General features: G+C 42.8%; 22 protein-coding genes and 1 pseudogene. 10 read left to right on the forward strand and 13 right to left on the reverse strand.

Annotation, left to right across the window (positions count from 1 at the left end; translation table 11 throughout):
* Window positions 1-466 precede the first annotated feature (466 nt).
* Genes I2484_RS18070 through I2484_RS18080 form a run of 3 tightly spaced genes read right to left on the reverse strand, consistent with a single transcriptional unit; the run spans window position 467 to window position 2,439 of the window.
* The gene (locus tag I2484_RS18070) at window positions 467-814 is read right to left on the reverse strand and encodes a YlbF/YmcA family competence regulator (protein ID WP_207152460.1); all 348 of its coding nucleotides are present in this window, start codon (window positions 812-814) and stop codon (window positions 467-469) included.
* A gap of 11 nt (window positions 815-825) precedes the next feature.
* Window positions 826-1,998, reverse strand: a complete 1,173-nt coding sequence (locus I2484_RS18075; RefSeq protein WP_255551570.1) for a DUF445 domain-containing protein — start codon at window positions 1,996-1,998, stop codon at window positions 826-828.
* Window positions 1,999-2,046: 48 nt separating this feature from the next.
* Window positions 2,047-2,439, reverse strand: a complete 393-nt coding sequence (locus tag I2484_RS18080) for a ferritin-like domain-containing protein (RefSeq protein ID WP_207152461.1) — start codon at window positions 2,437-2,439, stop codon at window positions 2,047-2,049.
* A 70-nt stretch (window positions 2,440-2,509) separates the two neighbouring features.
* Here I2484_RS18080 and I2484_RS18085 point away from each other — a divergent pair, with 70 nt between their 5' ends.
* Window positions 2,510-2,713 (forward strand): YheE family protein, encoded by a 204-nt coding sequence (locus I2484_RS18085; RefSeq protein WP_067205894.1) that lies wholly within the window; start codon window positions 2,510-2,512, stop codon window positions 2,711-2,713.
* Window positions 2,714-2,766: 53 nt separating this feature from the next.
* On the forward strand, window positions 2,767-2,919 hold the full coding sequence (locus I2484_RS18090; protein WP_207152462.1) for a hypothetical protein: 153 nt from the start codon (window positions 2,767-2,769) through the stop codon (window positions 2,917-2,919).
* A gap of 35 nt (window positions 2,920-2,954) precedes the next feature.
* Here the strand turns inward: I2484_RS18090 and I2484_RS18095 are convergent, their stop codons facing one another.
* The 4 genes from I2484_RS18095 to I2484_RS18110 all read right to left on the reverse strand — a co-directional run bounded on the left by I2484_RS18095 (window position 2,955) and on the right by I2484_RS18110 (window position 8,479).
* A complete protein-coding gene (locus I2484_RS18095; RefSeq protein ID WP_207152463.1) occupies window positions 2,955-3,191 on the reverse strand; it encodes a hypothetical protein in 237 nt (78 codons plus the stop codon).
* A 55-nt stretch (window positions 3,192-3,246) separates the two neighbouring features.
* The gene (locus I2484_RS18100) at window positions 3,247-4,518 is read right to left on the reverse strand and encodes an MFS transporter (protein WP_207152464.1); all 1,272 of its coding nucleotides are present in this window, start codon (window positions 4,516-4,518) and stop codon (window positions 3,247-3,249) included.
* 462 nt (window positions 4,519-4,980) lie between these two features.
* Complete coding sequence (locus tag I2484_RS18105) at window positions 4,981-6,738, reverse strand: ABC transporter ATP-binding protein (RefSeq protein WP_207152465.1); 1,758 nt, start codon at window positions 6,736-6,738, stop codon at window positions 4,981-4,983.
* Window position 6,739: 1 nt separating this feature from the next.
* Window positions 6,740-8,479: an ABC transporter ATP-binding protein gene (locus I2484_RS18110; protein ID WP_207152466.1), complete on the reverse strand. Its 1,740-nt coding sequence runs from the start codon at window positions 8,477-8,479 to the stop codon at window positions 6,740-6,742.
* Between the two features lie 765 nt (window positions 8,480-9,244).
* Here I2484_RS18110 and I2484_RS18115 point away from each other — a divergent pair.
* Together I2484_RS18115 and rsgA are read left to right on the forward strand one after the other, a co-directional pair.
* On the forward strand, window positions 9,245-10,570 hold the full coding sequence (locus I2484_RS18115) for a hemolysin family protein (protein ID WP_255551572.1): 1,326 nt from the start codon (window positions 9,245-9,247) through the stop codon (window positions 10,568-10,570).
* A gap of 467 nt (window positions 10,571-11,037) precedes the next feature.
* Window positions 11,038-12,117: a ribosome small subunit-dependent GTPase A gene (rsgA, locus tag I2484_RS18120; protein WP_481886421.1), complete on the forward strand. Its 1,080-nt coding sequence runs from the start codon at window positions 11,038-11,040 to the stop codon at window positions 12,115-12,117.
* A 236-nt stretch (window positions 12,118-12,353) separates the two neighbouring features.
* Here the strand turns inward: rsgA and I2484_RS18125 are convergent, their stop codons facing one another.
* Window positions 12,354-13,898: a bifunctional GNAT family N-acetyltransferase/carbon-nitrogen hydrolase family protein gene (locus tag I2484_RS18125; RefSeq protein ID WP_207152468.1), complete on the reverse strand. Its 1,545-nt coding sequence runs from the start codon at window positions 13,896-13,898 to the stop codon at window positions 12,354-12,356.
* Between the two features lie 132 nt (window positions 13,899-14,030).
* Here I2484_RS18125 and I2484_RS18130 point away from each other — a divergent pair, with 132 nt between their 5' ends.
* From I2484_RS18130 to I2484_RS18140, 3 genes are all read left to right on the forward strand, one after another.
* The gene (locus I2484_RS18130) at window positions 14,031-14,456 is read left to right on the forward strand and encodes a disulfide oxidoreductase (protein ID WP_207152469.1); all 426 of its coding nucleotides are present in this window, start codon (window positions 14,031-14,033) and stop codon (window positions 14,454-14,456) included.
* Window position 14,457: 1 nt separating this feature from the next.
* Window positions 14,458-14,955 carry a thioredoxin family protein gene (locus tag I2484_RS18135; RefSeq protein WP_207152470.1) on the forward strand — a complete coding sequence of 166 codons (498 nt, stop codon included), beginning with the start codon at window positions 14,458-14,460 and terminating at the stop codon, window positions 14,953-14,955.
* A gap of 115 nt (window positions 14,956-15,070) precedes the next feature.
* Window positions 15,071-15,922, forward strand: coding sequence for an RluA family pseudouridine synthase (locus I2484_RS18140; RefSeq protein WP_207152471.1), 852 nt, complete (start codon window positions 15,071-15,073; stop codon window positions 15,920-15,922).
* A 46-nt stretch (window positions 15,923-15,968) separates the two neighbouring features.
* On the opposite strand, the gene I2484_RS18145 is transcribed toward I2484_RS18140, so the two are convergent.
* On the reverse strand, window positions 15,969-16,793 hold the full coding sequence (locus I2484_RS18145; protein WP_218628055.1) for an aldo/keto reductase: 825 nt from the start codon (window positions 16,791-16,793) through the stop codon (window positions 15,969-15,971).
* A 157-nt stretch (window positions 16,794-16,950) separates the two neighbouring features.
* On the opposite strand from I2484_RS18145, the gene I2484_RS18150 reads away from it, so the two are divergent.
* Window positions 16,951-18,252: an NCS2 family permease gene (locus tag I2484_RS18150; protein ID WP_207152472.1), complete on the forward strand. Its 1,302-nt coding sequence runs from the start codon at window positions 16,951-16,953 to the stop codon at window positions 18,250-18,252.
* Between the two features lie 195 nt (window positions 18,253-18,447).
* Here I2484_RS18150 and I2484_RS18155 read toward each other — a convergent pair whose 3' ends face one another.
* The 3 genes from I2484_RS18155 to queG form a co-directional block, all read right to left on the reverse strand.
* On the reverse strand, window positions 18,448-18,753 hold the full coding sequence (locus I2484_RS18155) for a hypothetical protein (RefSeq protein ID WP_207152473.1): 306 nt from the start codon (window positions 18,751-18,753) through the stop codon (window positions 18,448-18,450).
* A 386-nt stretch (window positions 18,754-19,139) separates the two neighbouring features.
* Window positions 19,140-19,613 (reverse strand): tRNA (uridine(34)/cytosine(34)/5-carboxymethylaminomethyluridine(34)-2'-O)-methyltransferase TrmL, encoded by a 474-nt coding sequence (gene trmL, locus I2484_RS18160; RefSeq protein WP_207152474.1) that lies wholly within the window; start codon window positions 19,611-19,613, stop codon window positions 19,140-19,142.
* A 17-nt stretch (window positions 19,614-19,630) separates the two neighbouring features.
* Complete coding sequence (gene queG, locus I2484_RS18165) at window positions 19,631-20,770, reverse strand: tRNA epoxyqueuosine(34) reductase QueG (RefSeq protein WP_207152475.1); 1,140 nt, start codon at window positions 20,768-20,770, stop codon at window positions 19,631-19,633.
* 56 nt (window positions 20,771-20,826) lie between these two features.
* Here queG and I2484_RS18170 point away from each other — a divergent pair, with 56 nt between their 5' ends.
* Together I2484_RS18170 and I2484_RS18175 are read left to right on the forward strand one after the other, a co-directional pair.
* Complete coding sequence (locus I2484_RS18170; RefSeq protein ID WP_481886420.1) at window positions 20,827-21,519, forward strand: B3/B4 domain-containing protein; 693 nt, start codon at window positions 20,827-20,829, stop codon at window positions 21,517-21,519.
* Between the two features lie 28 nt (window positions 21,520-21,547).
* Window positions 21,548-22,063, forward strand: a complete 516-nt coding sequence (locus I2484_RS18175; protein ID WP_207152476.1) for a hypothetical protein — start codon at window positions 21,548-21,550, stop codon at window positions 22,061-22,063.
* Window positions 22,064-22,418: 355 nt separating this feature from the next.
* Here the strand turns inward: I2484_RS18175 and I2484_RS18180 are convergent.
* A pseudogene (locus tag I2484_RS18180) lies at window positions 22,419-22,766 on the reverse strand (SRPBCC family protein); the annotation flags it as partial.
* Window positions 22,767-22,865: the final 99 nt, after the last annotated feature.

Raw genomic sequence — 22,865 nt, forward strand, 5'->3', positions numbered from 1 at the left:
TTCCTAGCTGGATTGCTTATGACCCAAGCGGCTGGCGCCTGGAGCTAGACAATAAGAAAAGCGCAAGGCGCCGTCTAGACGCGACAGGCATAAGTCGATCCAGCGACGTGGCGCCCTTTGCCCGGGAAGGATGCAGTTCAATCCTTCCTAGCTGGATTTCTTATGACCCGAGCGGCTGGCGCCTGGAGCTAGACAATAAGAAAAGCGCAATGCGCCTTCTAGACGCGACAGGCATAAGTCGATCTTGGGGAAGGCAGTCTAAAATCGCGACGTCCTGTCGCTGTGACCGCAAACCTGCATCCTTGCAGGCACGACGTGGCGCTCTTTGCTCGGGAAGGATACAGTTCAATCCTTCCTAGCTCGATTGCTTATGACCGAGCGGCTGGCGCCTGAACCTAGACAATACCCTACGTCAAAAAAACTAATACTCTCTTATCATTAAAGAAAAACCGGCCTAGGCCGGTTTTTAGATGGATTCGTATAATTGTTGTACTGGTTTCATGAGAACACGGTTTACTTCTTCAATCAAGCCACTCAATTTCATTTCTGCTTCGAGCATTTTCATGATCTTAGGATTTTGCTGCGCAAGTTGTGCAGTCTTTTGAGCATATTCAAGTTCTTCAGCAACTGGCTCTTCACCTTGCATCTGTTTTTCCTGAAGGCTCAATTGGATTTTACGGAAACTTTTGAACAACGCTAGTGCATCGTCATCTGCCTTTACTTCTACTACCGCTTGCTGTACTTCCATAAACTCTTCAGTCTTTCTGAACGTTGCTTCCAATTTGTTTAAATCGTCGTAAATATTCACTGTCATGTATAGTCCCCCTAAGATAAATTTGTTGCCAAGACGATAAGGCCTTGTACGATTCCGATCAAACCGCCAAGCAATGCCCCGAGTACGGTAATCATCTTGAACTCGCGCCTTGAAATACCAAGCACAAGATCTTCCAAGATTGCAACCGGAAACGTGTTGACTTGCTCTCTAACCATATCATCTATTTTCAGTTTGCGGAGCGATATTTCCATTTGTTCTTCTGCCTGTTTGAATGCGAAGTGAATCAGCACCGGTGTTACATTGGTAGCTGTCCATGCCGATCCCCCAGGCCAATAATCATGTAGTGTCTTATTCAGACGGTCTTCCAATACAAGTTCTTTCAACGCATATGACCGGACCGAATCGAACAATCCATCCCAATCAAATCCTGAAAGAAGTTCCTCAACGGGACGCTTTTGAAGCTTTTCCCATTCATTAAGTATAATTGTATTCACAAGATCATATGTCCCCGGTGCAGCGATAAATTTCAGCGCTTCACGCTGGACTTTTCCAACAAGCGATTCTGACTCTCCAAAAAACATATTTACCATGCTTCCAAGAGTACCTTTTGATGCTAGGAAATCATCAATCATTTTACCGACCATTGCTTTTCCTTCATCTGATTCGAAGTAGTGTTCCGACTTGCCTAGAATGTAGGTTGTTATGGCTGGAATGCGTCCTGCTGCTTCCACCCGCCACTTTTGCGGTAGCACCTCTTCTACCGATCCCGTCGTCAGTTTTGCACGAACGGCGTTAAGCTGGGTATCGAGTACTTCCAACACTTTCCGCTCTGCTTTCTTTGCAACATTCGTCGCACCGGCAGTATCTAGCCAGTCAGTCAGTGTTTTATCAGAGAGAAGTATATGCTGCTCAAGTTTTTGCTGGAGGAAACTCTCTGCTTTCTTCTCCATGTCATCAGTCAATAATTTCTTCCGGAACGTTTCCGGTGTTAATAAATAATTTGTTACTGTCTTACCAAGTTGCATTGCCAGTTCATCGCGCCGTTTCGGTATCAATCCTGGTGTAAACGGCACACGCCATTTCCCAATATATTTCGCTTCGTGTGGCCTAAACAGCATTTTAATCGCTAGATGATTTGTAAATCCACCGATTAGTGCGCCAATCAAAGCCATGAATAACAATGTCCATAAGAAACCCAACTGCTTCACCTTTTTCCGTATCATTAAGCCCTAATTATAACAGAACTCAACCAAACGGAAAAACTCAAAGGCTTATCTAAGTGCGTTATACATTGTCGACATACGAATAGCATGTTCCATTTCATCATGCATGGCGATGAAAAACGGATTGTAGGCCTGCTGAAAAGGAACTGTCAGCAGCATTTCCTTATACGTTTCAACTCCCTCAAGCTCATTCACCAATGCCCGCTGAACACAGTCTTTTAAGTTATAACAAGGTAAAGGTTTCTTTGGGTTTTGTACAAATGTCCCCGTCATCATATAATAGAGCTGTTGAAACATTTCATAATGGCTTTTTTCGTCTTCATACATATGTCTGAGGAAGTCTTGCCAAAGCGGATCATTCGTCATGCCGTGCATTGATTTATAAAAATAATAATCTTTGTACTCATCCTCGATGGCCTGCTTTAATTTATCAACAAACAAGTCAGCACCCTTTCGCTTTCTTTTCTTGATATTATGCGGTCGGGTAGCGTCTTATGAGAGGAGTAATCATATGCTGCAACATTTCAGCTTTAAACCGATGTTTGACAATACACAATTACCGGGTTGGACATTCTCGTTTTTCTTCCGTAATACGAGGTACACCGGTGACTATTTACCTGAGGGTGTCATTGTTTGGACAGGAGAAACGCCACCTGAAGAAGACAATTTGAAAAAAATGATTCATGAATTGATGATTTTCCATGTCTATGATTGATTCGTGAAAACTTCGGGAATACTGTCCTTCATGACGTATTAAGGAGGCACAGTATGACTAAAGAAAAATCGCCTGAAGAGTTGCGTAAAGAACAGGAACAGTTAAAAGTACAAGACCAGAAAACTGAAAATGTCTTTGAAGATAAAAGCCGAGTTCCAAACGAGCAAAATGCTTGGAAAGAGACGCAATTCAAAAGAGGCGAATAACAAAACTCCCTGCATCTCATATGCAGGGAGTTTTGTTATTCTATATTTCTCGTTTCCTCTACGCCAACTGCGTGCCTTGTATCTTCTTCCAAGTACTTATTACTGTTCGTGTCATTTGTTCCCCTCGTCATATCGTCATAAGGCGTAAAAGGCGTAAACATATTTTCTGACTTCTTCTTATTAAAAAGTGTCTTGTAGATTGCAAATCCAATCAACACCATACCTCCGAGCCCCAATACAATGGAAACAACAGCTACAATGGTAACGCCCATAAGAACACCTCTTTTTGTTTATTATACCACTTACCAATCAGACTCTTCCGACATTTCACTTTTGCGACAGCTTTCTTCTACCAAAAATGCAGTAATAGTAAGTCGACGAAACGACATAGAGACCTGCTGTGATTGTGAACGCATAGGCATAGCCCCAATACGAACCACTAGCCATAACAAGGCCCGCCGCTACAGGCCCCATGGTTGCCCATCCTATATTAAACACAGTTTGGTTCACGGAGTTAGCAAGCCCTTTGTATTTGTCAGCAACAATTTCCATCGCAATAGCACTTTGAATCGGATTGCCCGCATTCATAAGTGCCTGGCGCATAAGGAATCCGAGTGACGCTAACAACAGCGATGTCGTATAAGCGGTTAATAGTAAAAATGGAATCGATAGCATTTGGAACAGGATAAGTGCTTTCACTTTACCAACCTTTTTCACTAGCGCCGGACCTATAAGCATAGCTACCGCCGTCATCGCAGATCCGAGTGATAAAATAAGGCCAATATACGCATTCGAGGCATCAAATCGGTTTGAGAAATATAAATTCAAGTAGGGTACAACAAGACCTGAACCGAACCCAATCAGTAAACTCGCAAATGAGAAGTGGAAAATCAAAATGATATTCCGCCTGAAACTGCTGTCGACTTTCTCAATTTCTTCCTCCACAGGTTCAAAGGACGTTTTCTTCACTTGCACCGATTCAGGCGGCTTGTTTTGAAGTTTAAATAAAGGAAGTAAACCAATTATGAAAATGGTTGCCCCCGTCAGTAGAGCCCATCGAATCGCATCAGCTGCATTGAAAGCCAAGAAGACTTCCAGTACGTCTGCAATAACGCCACCTAGCAAACTACCGATGACATTCGCAACCGTCATTAGCGCGAAGTGAATACTGAACATATGGACCCGTTCAGCGGGCTTAGAATTTTCGGCAAGGAATGGAACACCCGAAACCTGCACAAATGCCATGAATAAACCCGTCAGAAATGCTGCGTAAATAATTGGCGTTTCAGCAACGGCAACGCTACGGTAAAACAATGTCATTCCTCCGAAAATTGCACCGCCAACAATCATCCATTTCCTTCCGAACTTATCACTTAGAAATCCAGCTGGCACGAGCATAATTGCCGATGCCAACGCCGTCATGGAAATGACTTTTCCGTTAATGGTTTCAGGCATCCCTAGCTCTTTTATATAGAGATTGTACATGACCATAAATTCGCCCATCCCAATCTGGATAAGCACATTCGCTAGCATGAACAGCCTAACATTTTTATTGAATAAAGAGATTTTCATCTTCCAATCCGCAAACCATTTCCCCATGCTATTCCAACTTTCCGTACGTGATACTTCGTTACTCTAAATATACGTCTTTCAGAATAGTTTTTCAACTACGTAAATGTGCTGTTCCAGTTACTGCCACAATGTATTCCCCCATGCTCTGGTGGATGCTTGAATACCGATGTAAACTTAGCGCAGGCGCCTTACAGGGGTAGCCGAAGCCATAAGACTGACGGCGAAGCTGTCCGGCTTATGGCGGGAGGCATCCCCTAAGCGTCGAAGCGGGTTGAAAGTTATATTTAGTACCTTCACGCCCCTAGTGAGTACTTTATTGCGGCACATGCTACCCAATGTGCGGTGCCAGCTGCTGCCACAATTCGAAGGGCACGAATGGTGTCAGTAACTGGCACAATGCATTCTTCTCCACGCTATTGGTGAATAATTGTATTCGGTGCAAAAAAGGGACTCCCCACTTACACGGAAGTCCCTTTCGTCATATTATTGTCATTCAACCTTCGGATTACCCGAGGTTCCCGCCTGCAATTTATACATTTGCGCGTACTGCCCGTCAATTGTGAGCAATTCATCGTGTGAGCCTTGTTCAACAATCTCGCCGCGATCTAACACTAAAATACGATCAGCATTTTTAATAGTAGAAAGCCTATGGGCAATGATAAACGTTGTACGCCCTTTTTTCAGTACGTTCATCGCATGCTGGATGATTTCTTCTGTTTCCGTGTCTATGTTGGAAGTCGCTTCATCCAGAATAAGGATTGCAGGATCGAACGCAAGCGCACGTGCAAATGAAATGAGTTGGCGCTGTCCAGAAGAAAGCGTGCTCCCTTTCTCTACAACTGGCTCGTCAATTCCACCAGGCAGATGCTTCAACACCAGTTCCCCACCGACTGCGTCAAGCGAATGTTGCACTTTTTCGCGTGTAATGCGCGGATCACCTAAGCTAATGTTCGACTCGACTGTCCCACTAAACAAGTAAGGATCTTGCAAGACAATGCCCATATGATCACGAATCGTCTGGCGCGGCATGTCACTGATGTTCAGTCCGTCAATCGTAATTTTTCCTTTCGAAGCGTCATAGAAGCGGAACAGCAAGTTCATAATTGAACTTTTCCCCGATCCAGTATGACCGACTAGTGCAACCGTTTCTCCCTGTTTTGCTCCGAATGAAAGATCTTTCAAGACATATTCTTCATCCTTATAAGCGAACCAGACATTCTCAAAACGGACATTTCCCTGGTACCGGGCAATTTTGTCATCACTTACCGGTTCCCCTTCGCGATCCAGCAATTTGAATACGCGCTCCGCAGCAACAAGAGAATGCTCAAGTCGTGCGAACTGGTTAACAATACCCGTCACCGGATTGAACAGCCGTGTAATATAGTCAACAAATGCGTACAGCATCCCAACTGAAATGACACTTTCTGTGGAAATCGATGCACCACCGAAATACCAAATAAAGAATACAAACGTCAACGAGCGGATAATGTCGACAAGATTATGTGATGTTGCCGCCTCCACTTTCAGCAGTTTGTTCTGATAGCGGAAGTGTTCATCATTCAACTCACTGAATTCCTCTTCCATCTGCTTTTCACGACGGAATGCTTGAATGATTGTCATGCCATTGATTGATTCATTGATCATCGCGTTCATATCGCTCACTTTTCCGCGAATGACATGGTTAACTTTCGAAGCGAATTTTCTGTATGCCTTCATCCAAATATAAAGGATTGGTAAGACAAATAACGTGATAGCACCCATTTTAGGATCCAAGATGAACATCGCAATGAAAATTCCTGTAATGTACATCCCACTGATTGCAAACTGTGAAACGACCGTCACATATAAGTTACGGATCGCTTCCGTGTCATTTGTAATCCTTGCGACAACTTTTCCAGCGGGCAAATTATCAAAATACCGAATTGGCAAAGTCTGAATATGTTCGTACAGATCATTACGCATTTTCTGTATGATGCGGTTTGCCGCCTGTTGCATCAATAAATATTGGAAATACCTGAGTATTGCAGTGATTACTGCAAGCCCGAAAAAGATGGCGAGCAGTTTGGCAATGGGAGCGAAATCCATGCCCCCACTAGGAGCACCCGCAATATGGTCATCAATGATTTCCTTAGCAATCATCGGTCCCATAAGATCCGCTGCTACTGCGAACGCGAGAAGAATAATACCTGTCAGTAACAATTTTTTATAATCTAGTGCGTAATGGAGTAATCGTTTACCGGTACTCATATTATTCAACCTCCCCAATCTGTTGGCGGTCGAATTGTTCTTTGTACCAGCCGTTCATTCCAAGTAAGCCCTCATGTGTTCCTTCTTCAATAACACGCCCATCGTCAAGTACGATAATCCAATCGGCATGCGCAATAGCTGACAAACGGTGTGTTGTAATAATTGTCGTTTTTCCAGAACGCTCCGTTTGAATATTCTCTATGATTTTCGCTTCCGTTTTCGCATCGACCGCAGAAAGCGAATCATCTAAAATAAGAATTTCCGGATTTTTCACAAGTGCTCGTGCAATGGAAATCCGCTGTTTCTGACCTCCGGATAACGCAACACCCTTCTCTCCGACGAGCGTTTCAAGTCCTTCTGGAAGCATTTCAAGATCTTTTTCAAAATAGGACAGGCGAATCGTTTCCGCAATGTCGGCTTCAGTCGCATCAGGGCGTCCAAATAAGATATTCTCCCTGACTGATCGTGAAAACAGAACGTGATCCTGCGGTACATAGCCAATCCAATCCCTTACCTGATCTTTCGTCATCGACTGCATCGGTACTCCTGAGAAGACGATTTCCCCTTCACCGGATGGATATTCACGCAGCAGCTGTTTAACAAACGTCGTCTTTCCACTTCCAGTCTTCCCAACTATCCCGAGCGTATCGCCACGTTTCAAATGGAGTTTAATAGCATCCAAGTTGACCGAATGCGATGTCGGGTAAGTGAATGTAACATCCTGGAAACCTACGCTATCAGGTTGTTCAATGTTCACAGGCTGTTTAGGATCCTTCACATCTTCCTCATAATCAAGTGTTTCTGTCACCCGGTCGAGTGACGCATTTCCACGTTGTAAGACATTAATCAGCTCGCCGATTGCAAACATCGGCCAAACAATCATCCCAAGATAGACATTAAAGGTTACGAGATTACCTAAAGTCATATCTCCAATGGATACAAGGTAAGCTCCATAACCGAGTCCTAGCATATACGTAAGCCCTGTCAGTACTTTCGAAATTGGCATGAACAGCGCGTCAATCTTCTCGACATGCATATTTTTCTGATAGACATCTTCCGTCATGTCAGCAAACCCTTTTTCAGTCGCACGTTCCTGAACGTAAGCACGAACAACTCTTACACCCGCGACCGCTTCCAAGACGTTATCGTTCAAATCACCGAACGCCTGCTGTGCCGTCATATATCTTTCATGAATTTTCTTTCCTAAAACCTGCATGATGAACGCCAAAATCGGGAGCGGTAAAATCGCCACAAGCGTTAATTTCCACGACACAAGAATGCCCATTGTCAAGACGAGTGTCATCAAATAGAGCGTCGAATCCACAAGCGTCATGATACCGAAACCAGCCGTCTCAGAAATTGCCCGTAAATCATTTGTCGATCTAGCCATCAAGTCGCCCGTCTTATTTTTTTCATAAAAGGTCGGGGTCATTTTCAGAAAATGATGCATAAGCTTTCCCCGTAATTGCCGTTCGATGACATAAGCTCCACCGAATAACTGGTATTGCCAAACGTAGTTACTCACATAATTGAATAGCATGATTAAAAACATGGAACCTATGAAAATAGTGAGCAATCTGGCTGTCAACGTCTGTGTATAAATTGAGTCAATTGCCTGCCCAATCAGCCAAGGTGGAATAATAACAAGAATATTCGTCACCATCAGCAGAATGAGCGCAACTGTGTACCTCTTACGATTCTCTTTAAAAAACCATTTTAATTTAAATAGTACTGAAAACATTAGTCATTCAACCCTCTTCCCTTTTCTCTTCCAACTATCCGCTTTCGAGAGATTCCTTTTTCAATAGTTTCCTTTGCTGTTTGATGATTAACATCGTCAACACTCCTTTTCCTATTAGTTAGTCCAACTATATGCTGCACGCAATGCGTGGAAACACCGAATTCTCTTTAGATTAAAACAAAAAAAGAGCCTACGCTTCTTAACATAAGCGTGGGCTCATAAAAAGGAACGGCATAGCGCACCGATCCGGGTTTATTTAGTGTTGAAAATTAAAATGCGGATAGGCACGGATTCATTTTATTATTGTTTTGAAACACGTCTACTTTTTTCATTTCCCGTACCTCCCTTTCTATTTCGAGTAACTAACTACTTGTAGGTTATCATTTCCATTTCGAAGTTGTCAATACTTTTTGAAAATATAATCACTTCGACCACCTTGCTAACGATATGAATGCTTCCAATCGGATATGATAGCAACCACTAGTGAAATTGGGACCAAGGGTTTTTTATAATCTAGCTCTTATACATATCCCAAAATACCCTAATTTCATTGATGCTAGAACGACTTCTATGTAATTTCTACTATCCATTTCCATATGTACTTCCTTACAAACAAACGATAGACAAGGTTATCTATTTGTTTTTTTCTTGAAAATAAATTATTATAGAGTTAACTAAGGATTTTATCACTATAGGAGGTGTACACTTTGTTCTCCCCCTCATTTGGGTTCGGAACAAAGTAATTATTTGGATATTGCCATACGATTGGCAGCATTTGCTGTCTTGATCGCTCTCACCGCATTTTTTGTTGCGAGTGAATTTGCAATTGTGAAGATTAGAGCAACACGGATTGACCAACTGGTGGCGGAGGGTAACCCGCGTGCCGTAACTGCGAGAAAGGTAATTAGTAATTTGGACGAATATTTGTCCGCTTGCCAATTGGGTATTACGATTACCGCTCTCGGACTCGGGATGCTAGGGGAACCAACTGTAAAACTAATGTTAAAACCAATATTCACTTATTACGATTTGACAGCTAGTACTGCCAGTATCCTTTCATTCATTATCGCATTCACATCGGTAACATTTTTGCATGTTGTTATAGGTGAATTGGCTCCTAAAACGATCGCGATTCAAAAAGCGGAAGCCATTACGTTGTCATTTTCAAAACCGCTTATTTTATTTTATCGCCTCATGTACCCTATTATTAAAGGTATGAACGGTTCTGCACGTTTCTTCGTTGGACTGCTTGGCTTTAAATCGATTTCAGAATCAGAAGTCGCACATACAGAAGAAGAACTTCGGATGATTTTATCGGATAGTTTAAAAAGCGGTGAAATTAACCAGGCCGAATATAAATATGTCAATAAGATTTTTGAATTTGATGACCGGATTGCCAATGAAATCATGGCCCCCCGGACAGAGATGATAACGATCGAAAAAGACATGACATTACGTGAGGTATTCGACGTGATGGGTGTTGAACAATATACACGCTACCCAGTCACGGATGGCGATAAAGACCATATTATTGGTCTAGTCAACATGAAAAACCTATTGACTGCATTCATTAAGGAGCCTGAAACAGCAGGCCATCAGACTGTTGTCAATTATATGCAACCGATTATACATGTCATTGAATCGATACCAATCGCCGACCTTCTACTCAAAATCCAACGTGAACGCATTCATATGGCGATTCTAATGGATGAATATGGAGGAACTTCCGGTCTTGTAACAATCGAAGATATTTTAGAAGAAATCGTCGGTGATATTCAAGACGAATTCGATATGAATGAAGTACCAGAAATACAAATTCTCGGGGAAAACCATTATATTTTAGACGCGAAGATGCGAATCGAAAATGTAAATGACATTCTCGGTATATCTATTAACGAAGAGGACATCGATACCATAGGTGGCTGGATCATGACCCAACGCTTCGAAGCAATTCAAGGCGAAAAGATTATTGAACAAGGATTTGAATTCATCGTCAAAGATGTAGATGGCCATCATATCCTCTACCTCGAAGTCATCAAATATGAACAGGAAGAAACTGACGATACTTCGGAATTGTCAATGGAATCCTAAACTAAGAGCGACCTCCTTCTGTGGAGGTCGCTCTTTTTGATGTGGGATGTTGTGAAGTTTTGACGGAGCGTTGTTAACTTTTGTCGGTATGTTGCTTACTTCTGGAAAAGCGTTGTGAACTTTGGCTAGCACGTTGCTTACTTCCGGCAAAACGTTGTGAACTTCGCATAGCGTTGTCTTCCACCTTGAATAACCTGAAAAATCCGTATTGACTTTCTTCTTTCATCTTGTTATTATTAATTCATCTTACAGAAAGCAGGTGAAGTTTTATGGCTATTATCAGTGTACCTATTGCTAATTTGATCGGACCCATACTTTCACCTGCCGTGCTTTTATCATAAGCATGCTTATTCTGTTATGCGTGTGAAAGCCGTGGTGTCCGATCAAAGGACCCACGGCTTTTGATTGTCTAGCTACAAGTGCCTTGCGCTTTTCTAGTACGCACATAACAGGAGGAATATATATTGATTAATTTAAACGAGTACGGTTGGAATTTATCCCATGAAGCGAATTGGGATGCTATAAAAAATGGATTAAAAATGAAGAAATGCATGCCTGGACGTGTCACACTTGAACATAAAAGAATGTATCGAGTTGTCACGGCTGAAGGTGAATGGCTATCTGTTTGCTCGGGTGCAATGCAGTACGAAGCTGATGAGCGACGCGACTTCCCTGCTGTCGGGGATTGGGTGGCAGTGGAGAAAATGCCCGGCGAAGAACGCGGAATCATCCATGCCATTTTACCGCGAACATCGTTGTTCTCACGCAAAGCTGCGGGCACAACGATTGCCGAACAGATTATCGCAGTCAATATCGATATCGTTTTCTTGGTCATGTCGATGAATAAAGACTTTAGCGCAAGACGACTCGAGCGGTATCTCGTTGCCGCCTATGATTCAGGTGCAAGCCCTGTCGTCGTGCTGACGAAGAAAGATGTATGCGATGATCCTTCCCATTACATTGAAGAAGCACATAATATTGCGATGGGTGCTGATGTTTTCGCCGTGAGCAATGTAACCGGCGAAGGAATTGACGCATTGACCGAGCTGTTAGAAGGCGGAAAAACAGCTGCGTTATTAGGTTCTTCAGGTGTAGGGAAATCATCTCTTACAAACGCCATTTGCGGCGGTGAAACGATGGTTGTTCAAGATATCCGTGATGATGACGATAAAGGTCGGCATACGACGAGCCATCGTGAACTTATTAAGATTCCTGGTGGCGGTGTACTGATTGATACGCCGGGGATGAGAGAATTTCAGCTGTGGGACAACAGCGAGAGTCTGGATTCAGGTTTTAAAGACGTAGAAGCATTTGCAAATTCATGCAAGTTCAACGACTGTCAGCATAACAATGAGCCCGGATGTGCCTTACGACAGGCACTTGCTTCCGGTGCTTTACCTGAAGACCGCTACGCGAGCTATCTGAAACTCCAAAAAGAGTTGGCCTTCCTTGAACGAAAAATGGACGCCGCCGCTCAAGCCGAAGAACGGATTAAGTGGAAAAAGATAACGAAAAGTATGCGGAATCATCCTTCGAAGAAGAAATAAGAAAAGAGTCGCCATATAAGAGGGGCTGTTCTGTTAGTCGATAAATTTCCGACTAACAAGATCAACGCTGCTTTTGATATGCTTATTGATTGGTATCACCGCGTTGAATTGCTTTATCACCGTCTTAAACGAGTATAGCTCCACCATGGGATCCCTGGTACGTCAGATAATACATTTTATGTTACAAAAAATGCCACGTACACCGGAATTTACCGGTATGCGTGGCGTTTTTTCTATCAATCCTTCTTATACTCAATATGGTACACATCATGACGACGATCTTTCAGTTGCTTCACCGTTCCGTCCTGACGTTGGCGACGTAATATCTCGAGGTCGACGTCTCCGATAAGTACCATTTCTAAGTTAGCATTCGTTTCTCCTACAATACCGTCCCTAGCAAACTCGAAATCGGATGGAGCGAAAATAGCTGATTGTGCATATTGAATATCCATATTTGCCGTCAGCGGCAAGTTGCCGACCGTGCCGGAAATAACTGTGTAAATTTGATTTTCGATGGCACGGGCTTGTGCACAATAACGAACGCGTAGATACCCTTGTCTATCTTCCGTACAAAATGGGGTAAAGATAATATTAGCACCCATATCCGTCGCGATACGTGCTAATTCTGGGAATTCAATATCATAGCAAATTTGGATGGCGATTTTCCCGCAGTCTGTATCAAATACACGAACCGCATCTCCAGCACTGATTCCCCACCATTTCCGTTCGTTTGGCGTAATGTGAATCTTATATTGCTTTTCGATTGAACCATCGCGACGGAACAAATACGAGATGTTGTAGATTTCTTCATTCTCTTCCTCGACAAAGTGAGATCCACCAATGATATTCACGTTGTAACGTACGGCAAGATTCATGAATAACTCAATATACTGCGGCGTAAATTCAGTCATTTTACGCACTGCTTGACTCGGTGATGGTTCATTCAAAAAGGACATGAGCTGAGTCGTAAATATTTCCGGGAAGACGACGAAATCGGAGTTGGCATCAGATGCGACATCCACAAAGTACTCGCACTGATGGGCCATCTCTTCAAAGGAAGAAATCTTGCGCATTAAATACTGGACGACGCAAATCCGTACTGGATAGCTTGTCTTAAAATGACGCTTCGTGAGCGGTTTATAGTCAACATTATTCCACTCCATTAGCGTGGCATATTTCTTCGATGCTTTATCGTCCGGTAGATAGTTTGGATTGACCCGCATCAACGTAAAGTCATTCATTAGCTGGAACGTCAATACAGGATCATAGATTTTATGGCGCGACACAGAATCTACATATTCACGCGGCGACATTTCGTCTGCAAATTTATGGTAGTTCGGTATCCGCCCGCCGAGGATAATCGACTTCAAATTGAGCTCTCTTGCAAGTTCTTTACGCGCCTCATACAAACGCTGCCCGACCTTCATACGACGGAAGCCTGGATGCACCATAACTTCGATGCCGTACATATTATAACCGTCGGGGTTATGGTTTGTTATATACCCTTCGTCTGTGACATCATCCCATGTATGGCGGTCGTCGTACTCATCGAAGTTGATGATAAGGCTTGAACATGAACCGATGATTTCCCCGTCCAATTCTGCAACTAATTGTCCTTCTGGAAACATCTCCAAATGACTTTTTAGATGACTCTCTTCCCATGGTTCCATGCCTGGAAAACACAATTCCTGCATACTTAAAAGCCTTGCTATATCCTCAAACTTCATCTGACGAATGACCATACTTATTTCAAACGTAGACAAATCAAATTCTTCACTCATTCGAAACACCTCTTCCCAACCTGTTTCTCTTCATTATATCGTAGTGCTGTTACAGTTAATAATATTTTACTTGTTTAATACGACACCCTATAATCTAATGTGTATGTAGTTTACCAAGCAGGAGATGATTGTATGCAGAAACGACTGGAGAACAGTCTCATTGTTATTTGGACAGTCTCACTTGTCGCAACGCTCGGTTCCCTATACTTTTCGGAAGTGCGCGGATATGAGCCTTGTACGCTTTGTTGGTACCAACGGATTCTAATGTATCCGATCGTACTTATTTCAGGCGTTGCCCTGTTCCAGAAAAATGCACGAATTGCCTTGACTTTAGCTGTTTTCTCGATTGTTGGTGGAAGTATCTCCCTCTATCATTATGGAATCCAAAAACTCACTTTTTTGAGCGATAGCGCACCGGTTTGTGGAAATGTATCTTGCACCGGACAGTACATCAACTATCTTGGATTTATTACAATTCCATTCTTGGCGCTTACGGCATTTTTAATTATCTTAATTACAAGCCTTTTCATGATGAAATGGCAGAAGGAGTCGAAGTAACTTGAAAAAATTATTAATCATTGGCGGTGCTATTGTAGCGGTCTTCATCCTCATTGTCGTTTTATCAAACAAAGCGGACGAAACAAAAATGAAAGACAATCCATATGGAACGGACAAGCTTTCAAAATCTACAATTGATTTGATTGGCAATGAAAACTACAGCAACATCGTCAAACCAGATGACCTGTTCAAAAAAATCGAAGCCGGCGAATCCGTAACAGTTTACTACTTCCATCCCGAATGTCAATTTTGCATGCAGATGACGCCTGTTATGATGCCGATTGCAAAAGAAATGGGTGCCGATGTACTGCAATACAACATGATGGAATTTGGCGATTTAGTTGGTAAAGGGACAGATTATGAAATCCTATCATGGCCACAACTTGTCCACTATGAAAACGGAGAAAAAGTTGGATCGATAGCCGGATACGATAACTTGAACAAGGAAGAATCGGAAAAGACTATCCGTGCATTTTTCACTGAATTCGAAGGCAAATAATATAGAACGAAGTCTAAGTTCGCCGCGTCCTGCGGTAACTAGGAGGGATGAAGTACAATCCCTCCTGCTTCATGACCTACATCCTGTAGGCCCACGATAGGAAGGAATGATTTAAATGGCTTTATTTCATTATAAAACACAAGAAGACAATATGACGGTTGAATATCTACTAAAAGATAAATGGCAAGGCGGCAAAAAGACGGTCCACCTTATGCGTATGGCGAAGAGTGTACTCGATTCGAACGGCGAACCCGTAGACGATTGGCGCTTACCTCTAGCGAAAGGTACGGAATTGGTGTTTACTTTCCCTGATGCAGCTTCTACGTATATTGCTGATGAACAAGTTGAACTTACCGTACTTTTTGAAGACGAGCATATCCTAGCAGTCGTCAAACCAGCTGGCATGACAACACATCCCGATGGTCCAAAGGATAAAGGTACACTGATGAATGCTGTTATGGCCTATGTTAAAAACAATGGCGGGGATTATGCCGAGCATATCCATCGTCTTGATAAAGGAACTTCGGGTGTTGTTCTCGTTGCGAAGCACCCGATTGCAAAAGCACTCTTCGACCGTATGATTGAGAATAACGACATCACGCGGAAATACACTGCTGAAGTTGACGGTTACTTGAAACGACCTAAAGGTTCAATTAGACTTCCGATTGGAAAAGACCGCCATCACCCAGCCAAACGAATTGTCTCAATGTCTGGACAAGCCGCTGTTACAAACTTCCGGCTTATTGAACGTAAAGAAGAGACGTCCATCGTAGAAGCTGATCTTGAAACTGGCCGAACACACCAGATTCGTGTACATTTATCGCATATTGGATATCCAGTTACAGGCGATACACTATATGACGGCAGTGAAACGGAAGACGGTCATTATCGGTTAACGGCAACTGCAGTGTCGTTCATCCATCCATTTACAGAAGAACAGACGCTTGTCGAAATGAAAAATAGCTGAAAAACGCCATGGAGAATATTTCTCCATGGCATTTCTTTTTTCAAAATTAAAACGTATCCGGGTCAGTTCCCGTACGTTCATCGCGATTAAGTTCGTTAATCGATGCCATTTCTTCATTCGACAGTTCAAAATCTGCAACTTCACTATTTTCTCTTATACGTTCAGGCGTCACTGACTTCGGAATAACGATGAGATTATTTTGCAAATGCCACCGGATAATGACTTGCGCAGGTGTTTTACCGTATTGTTCGCCGATGTTAAGAAGCGTTGGTTCTGCAAGTAACTTGCCGCGTGCCAGCGGTGACCAAGATGTAACAGCAATTCCATTCGCTTCGCAAAACGCACGAAGCGGTTCCTGTGTCAGATACGGGTGGAGTTCAATCTGGTTCACCATTGGTGCGACATTTGCTTTTACGAGGATCCTTTCAAGATGATGGGCATGATGATTGGAGACACCCGTGGTGCGAATCAGTTTTTCATCATACAACCGTTCAATCGCTTTATAAGTGTCGACATATTTCTCCGACACAGGCCAATGTGTCAAATAAAGATCCAAATAATCTAAGCCTAGTTTCTTCAATGAAGTCTCGAATGCGCGGAGTGTCCCGTCATAGCCCTGATCGGTATTCCAGACTTTCGAAGTGATGAACAGCTCTTCTCGTGGAACACCGGAGTGACGGACCGCTTCACCTGTTTCGCTTTCATTGTCATAGATTGTTGCCGTATCAATTGCACGGTACCCAGTCCCTATTGCATATGTAATTGCCTCGACCGTTTGCTCGGGATCCGTCATCTTATAAACACCAAGCCCTAATTGTGGCATTTTCACACCATTTTCGAGTTCAATTGTTCCGTTGAATAGTTTTGACATTGTATATTTCCCCTTTCGTCGCTTATATTTCAATTGTACAAGCGGCATCCGAATATTACGAATAACCGGATTAGAATTCAGAGTTGAATTTTACTCTAAAAACGAATATTATTGTACATGGACATCATTTCGTTCGTATTTCGAGAGGAGAATTACGTTGTTTCAATTAAAAAAGAACAATACTACCGTAAAAACTGAAGTATTAGCCGGTATGACAACTTTTTTGACTATGGCTTATATCGTCATTGTCAATCCAATTATTCTTGCTGATGCAGGTGTACCATTCGAGCAAGTGTTCATCGCGACGATTATCGCTGCTGTTGTCGGTACATTATGGATGGCTCTCTTCGCCAACTACCCAATTGCCATTGCACCAGGAATGGGATTGAACGCTTATTTTACATCGGTTGTTCTCGCATCTGACGGACAACTCGATTACATGACTGCTTTTTCTGCAGTATTCGTAGCTGGACTATTATTTGTTCTGTTATCCATGACATCTTTCCGTGAAAAGTTAATTGAGTCAATTCCTGAGAGTCTCAAGCTCGGAATTACCGCTGGAATTGGATTATTCATCGCCTTTATCGGCTTGCGTCTTTCTGGACTCGTTGCTCCACATGAGGCCAATCTTGTTAAGCTTGGCGATTTAACTTCCCCACCCGTCCTACTAGCTTTGTTCGGTCTTCTTGTGACAGTTATACTTATGACCTTGAATATCTACGGCTCGATTTTCATCGGAATGATTCTAACAGGAATTGTCGCAGCCTTTACAGGTCAGCTGAAATTTGAAGGGGTTTTATGGAAACTCCCACAACTACCGGAAGGTATTCTCGTTTGGAATCCAATTACAGCAGTGGGTGATGTAATTTCAAACGGCTTGTACGGCGTCGTCTTCGCCTTCCTTATTGTCACCTTGTTCGATACGACCGGCACGATGATAGGTGTCGCAAAACAGGCTGGCCTGATGAAAGGGAATAAGCTTCCCCGTGCACGTCAAGCATTACTTGCAGATTCTGTAGCAACTACATTTGGTTCCATGTTCGGAACAAGCCCGACAACAGCGTACATTGAATCCTCATCTGGGGTTGCTGTAGGCGGCCGGACTGGACTGACATCATTGACTGTTTCCATTCTATTTATTGTAGCAGCATTTTTCGGTCCGCTCGTCAGTACATTATCAGGTGTTTCTGCGATAACCGCTCCTGCTTTGATCATCGTTGGAAGCTTGATGATTGGAGCAGTTAAAGATATTGATTGGGATTCATTCGATGAAGCATTCCCAGCCTTTCTTGTTATCTTAACAATGCCACTCACTTCTAGCATTGCGACAGGAATTGCTCTTGGTTTCATCACATACCCACTATTAAAAGTTGTCAAAGGGAAAGGGAAACAAGTTCCTATCCTGTTGTATATTTTCGCAGTACTCTTCACCTATCAACTGCTCTATTTACCACATTAAGAAAAGCGCAAGGCGCCGTTCAGCTCCGACAGGTATAAGACGGGCTGGCTAAGCGGCGTTCTTTGCCGAATAGCCTGACCGACTTATGTCCCGAGGAGTTGGCGCCTGGAGTCTAGACACCGTTACTAGGTGAAAAACTTATAGTTTCTTATATTTTATAAATGCCCTTCCGTTTGTATTCGGAAGGGCATTTTTTCACATATTGATTCTGCTTCTAGAAGTGATAGCTGACAGTACGAGCGCTCCTGCAGTCAGTAGGTGCATGAACCAGCCGATGAACGGAATGGCGCTTACTACGCTCGTCACGAGACCCAGTATTGATGCTGCCTTGCCTTGCATATCTCGGATTGAAAGCAGTAAAGTAATTGCATGTAATACGAACATTACACCAAGCGCCGAATAACCGGAGCTTATGACAAAAACTCCGCCAATGATCGGGATTGCAAGAAAGCCTTCTGCAATTGCTGTGACCCATTTCATTCCTGTTGAATAGTTCTTCATACTATATTCTACCTCCATATTATTTAAGTCGTTATGTTATATACGGACAAGTTAGCACAAAGTTTCATTTTTCTTAGCTCTGTCACAATTTTTCCTGACTGTCGTTTCAATTCCATTAAAAATAGGGTATACTTAACGAAGCTACTAATGAATTTACAGGAGGTACCTAACATGACAATACTTCTAATTTTAGGTGTTTGCTTTGCATTCCTATCTGCAATTTTCACTGGCGGATACGATGATAAACCTGGCAAGGTTAAGATACCTGGCCTAAAAAAATAACTTTAGAAAAGCGCCAGGAGTCTAGACTCCGATCTAAGCAGACAAAGCTTATACTTTCTTTTCTTTGAACAAAACGGGACACGCCTATAGGCTGTCCCGTTTTTTCATACCAATCCTGGATAAGCTTGTTGCCTAAGCGCTTCATATATAAGTATCGCCGCCGTGTTCGATAAATTAAGCGATCGGATATTGTCGTTCATCGGGATTCGTAGACATCGTTCTTTATTCTCCTGTAAAATGTCTTCAGGAAGTCCACTTGTTTCTTTACCAAAAACAAAAAATATATCTGTCGAACCATCAGAATAATCGAATGCAGTGTGAGTACTTTCACCGTGCTTTGTCAAAAAGTAAAATAGAGCATCGGGATTCGCCGCAAATAACTCACGAATTCCTTCATGATACGTAATGTCAACATGCTCCCAGTAATCGAGCCCCGCACGTTTCAACATTTTGTCATCCGTCGAAAACCCGAGTGGCTTCACGAGATGAAGTTTAGCTCCTGTTCCTGCGCATGTCCGCGCGATGTTCCCAGTGTTTGCAGGGATTTGCGGTTCAAATAATGCGACATGTATAGCCATTTCAGCACTTCCTCCACTTAAACTTTTTCTATCCGGTTATCCGCTGCCTTTTCTAATTCAGCACGCACTTCCGGATCTTCCTCTTTCAATAATGCTTCCTTTATCGCTACATATCCTTCTTCCAAACCAATTCGACCAAGTGCCCATGCAATCGTACCACGAATGACAGGCCTCGGGTCGTTCTCTAACATACTGATCAATTCAGGTACCGCGGACTCTTCCTTGAAATGTGCAAGTGCAATTATCGCATTTCGCTGAATCGGATTTTTCCCGCGCCAGGATCCAGAAACATGTCCAAATTTCTGTTTAAACTCACGATTAGACAACCTAAGAATCGGTTGAAGAAGCGGCTTGGCCAGTTCAGGATCCGGTTGGAAAGCTTCCTGATGCAAATTATGCTTTCCTTTATTTTTCGGACACACCGTTTGACATGTATCACACCCGTACACCCGATTACCAAATTCCGCACGAAATTCTTCTGGGATCGGCTTTTTCGACTGCGTTAGGAAAGCAATACAACGTTGCGCATTTAATTGCCCTCCTTGAATCAAAGCCCCTGTTGGACATACATCAAGACAAAGTGTGCAATCCCCGCATTCATCTTCCATCGGAACATCCGGCGCAAATGGGATATTGGTAATCATTTCACCAAGGTAAACATACGAACCGAATTCCGGCGTAATGATTGAACAATTCTTTGCTGACCAGCCGATCCCTGCCCGTTCTGCAACAGCACGGTCTGCAAGCTCACCCGTATCCACCATCGAGCGAACCCTTGCTGCAGGTGCATGTTCCAGTATAAATTCCTCAAGCAGTCTCAACTTCTCACGAAGAACCGTATGATAATCTGTCCCCCACGATGCACGACAAAAAATCCCCCGTCGCTCACCTTTTTTTCCCCTCGGAGAATCCACCATTTTGGACGGATAGGCTACAGCAATAGCAATAATACTTTCTGCTTGATCAAGCAATAGAGCAGGTTCCGTCCGTTTATCTAAATCTTTTTCTTCGAAACCCGACTGATAACCAAGTTCTTGCTGCCGCTTCAAGCGATTTTTCAGTTCGCGAAACGGGGCAGCTGTTGTAAAACCAATTTTATCGATGCCGATTGACTTCGCATAGTCCCTCACTGCCTGTTGCAATTGAACAGCATTCACACTGTATCGCCTCCACTATGCTACTATTGAATTAAACTATATAAAGGGTGAAGTCATTGATTATCGAAATGGATATGAAGCTTTTAGCTGCCGTACCCGGATTAAAATTGGGCATTAACCATTATACCAAAATTACAGTGTCAGAATCGCCTCAGATGCTTAAAGGAAAATTGCAATTATTCCAAGAGCAACTTTTCTTTGAGCTGGAGAACAAACCCGTAACCGAATTCCCTGGCATTAACGAATGGCGCACTGTATGGAAAGCACTTGGCGCAGACCCTAATCGATATCGCCATTCTACAGAAGCACTTATGCGCCGCATTAAGAAACAAAACTACATCGATCCATTCCACAATGCTGTGGACTTAAATAACTTCTTTTCCCTGCAACATGAAATTCCAATAGGCATCTACGACCTCGAAAAGATTGTCGGCAATGTAGCCGTTACTTCCGGAACAGAAGATGATGGATATGATGGATTGAATGGTCGTTTTAATTCATTACAAAATATTTTATTGTTAAAAGATGATTATAGCCCATTTGGCAGTCCATTTGTCGATTCTATACGCAGCGCTGTAACAGAAGATACGACAGACGCGCTGCATATCTTCTTCCTACGCCCGTCCATGGCTGCTACTGAAGCGTTTGAACTAACAACAGCATGTGGGAACATGTTCACTAGCCTTAGCGGTGGAGACGTTCGTTCATATATTTTGCACGAAGGACAAACTTCCATTAGAGTAGACTGACAATATTTATAATTGGGAGGATGAACAAATGAGCAACATAACACTCGCTGAAGCTGTGAAATTAAAAAGCATTTTAACAAAACGAATCCATGAGCTAGAAGATGAAATGAGACGCGTCGCCTTTACGACTGTAGAAAAGGGCAACACTCCTGATCTAGGACCACGTACCCTTAACGTTGTGGAAACCGAATTAGATGATGTCCGTTTAGATAGTAGAGTGCTTGATCGTCTCATGTATCGTGCCAATATCGATAACACACTAGAATTCCATGGGCAGCAACTTGCCATTGTAGAAGCAATCGAACTAGCTACACAACTACGTGCCAAATCCCGCTTTTATAAAGAACTGTCCATGGCAGAAAAAGAAGTGATTCAGTATGGCTACTCTGAAAGTACCATCGTTTACCGTGTCGCTTTATTCGATCCCGAGGACTATCGGTTAAAATCATTACAAGCAGAAAAGGATGCCCATAAGTTATCTAATTCTATTAATGCAAAAAACTATTCTATTGTCTTAGTGTTTGACGATACGAAGTACTTTTAATACCCTTGGAAAGGTGAGACTCCTCTCCAGGGCATAGAGTGGGGACTAATCCAATTTAAATTGCAGGCAAACCAATAACCTGTCACCATTTACTTTGTGACCTATCCCCAATGACCGACCAAGGCAATTGCAATAGACAACCAAAAAAGAGTATCACCAGGTCTCCCTCTATGAAAATCGTTCCTTCCGCTGCGGCGGTAAGGAGCGATTTTGTTTAGGCTTAATTTTTGAACGGCTGTGTGTTCTCGCATCAATTAATAACGCCTAAGTTCCACTTCCTTAGACACTTAATCCACTAGGTTATCCATCACAATTTTAGCAAGTCAACTTTTCTTGCTGAAACATATTGCAGCTCCTACTCATGTTCTGCAATACATTTCAGAGCTCTTGCTCGACTCATAATAAAATTCCTCATATAGCTTTCCAAAAACAACTTATCTGCAATAACACCAATCAACCCATAAGGTGATTTATATTGAAATCTATCAATCATCACAGTGCCATTATCCTTCTCAATAAACTCATGAATATGGTGAAAGGAGTGGAATGCTCCCTTCACCATAATATCTTCAAACATATACGGTCTATCCATCACCGTTACTTTAGCAGTCAGTCTTTGTCTTACACCGAAATGAACTGCCTCCCATGTAACAACATCCCCGGCCACCAATAAACCTTCTGTAACCCCACCGACAGCTTTCTCTTGGTTGTACAATAAATGACGTTGGTGAAAGAAAATCCCCATCCCTTTAAAGGGAGATGAGGAGGATCTTCACTAACGTCATTTTTTATAAGTATATTG

The sequence above is a fragment of the Sporosarcina sp. E16_8 genome (genome assembly GCF_017347095.1).
Classification (GTDB): domain Bacteria; phylum Bacillota; class Bacilli; order Bacillales_A; family Planococcaceae; genus Sporosarcina.

Coding starts and splice junctions, on each gene's coding strand:
- I2484_RS18070 (WP_207152460.1), bottom strand. CDS start 814: ATGACAGTGAATATTTACGACGATTTAAACAAATTGGAAGCAACGTTC.
- I2484_RS18075 (WP_255551570.1), bottom strand. CDS start 1,998: ATGATACGGAAAAAGGTGAAGCAGTTGGGTTTCTTATGGACATTGTTA.
- I2484_RS18085 (WP_067205894.1), top strand. CDS start 2,510: ATGCTGCAACATTTCAGCTTTAAACCGATGTTTGACAATACACAATTA.
- I2484_RS18090 (WP_207152462.1), top strand. CDS start 2,767: ATGACTAAAGAAAAATCGCCTGAAGAGTTGCGTAAAGAACAGGAACAG.
- I2484_RS18095 (WP_207152463.1), bottom strand. CDS start 3,191: ATGGGCGTTACCATTGTAGCTGTTGTTTCCATTGTATTGGGGCTCGGA.
- I2484_RS18100 (WP_207152464.1), bottom strand. CDS start 4,518: ATGGGGAAATGGTTTGCGGATTGGAAGATGAAAATCTCTTTATTCAAT.
- I2484_RS18105 (WP_207152465.1), bottom strand. CDS start 6,738: ATGAGTACCGGTAAACGATTACTCCATTACGCACTAGATTATAAAAAA.
- I2484_RS18110 (WP_207152466.1), bottom strand. CDS start 8,479: ATGTTTTCAGTACTATTTAAATTAAAATGGTTTTTTAAAGAGAATCGT.
- I2484_RS18125 (WP_207152468.1), bottom strand. CDS start 13,898: ATGAGTGAAGAATTTGATTTGTCTACGTTTGAAATAAGTATGGTCATT.
- I2484_RS18130 (WP_207152469.1), top strand. CDS start 14,031: ATGCAGAAACGACTGGAGAACAGTCTCATTGTTATTTGGACAGTCTCA.
- I2484_RS18140 (WP_207152471.1), top strand. CDS start 15,071: ATGGCTTTATTTCATTATAAAACACAAGAAGACAATATGACGGTTGAA.
- I2484_RS18145 (WP_218628055.1), bottom strand. CDS start 16,793: ATGTCAAAACTATTCAACGGAACAATTGAACTCGAAAATGGTGTGAAA.
- I2484_RS18155 (WP_207152473.1), bottom strand. CDS start 18,753: ATGAAGAACTATTCAACAGGAATGAAATGGGTCACAGCAATTGCAGAA.
- trmL (WP_207152474.1), bottom strand. CDS start 19,613: ATGGCTATACATGTCGCATTATTTGAACCGCAAATCCCTGCAAACACT.
- I2484_RS18175 (WP_207152476.1), top strand. CDS start 21,548: ATGAGCAACATAACACTCGCTGAAGCTGTGAAATTAAAAAGCATTTTA.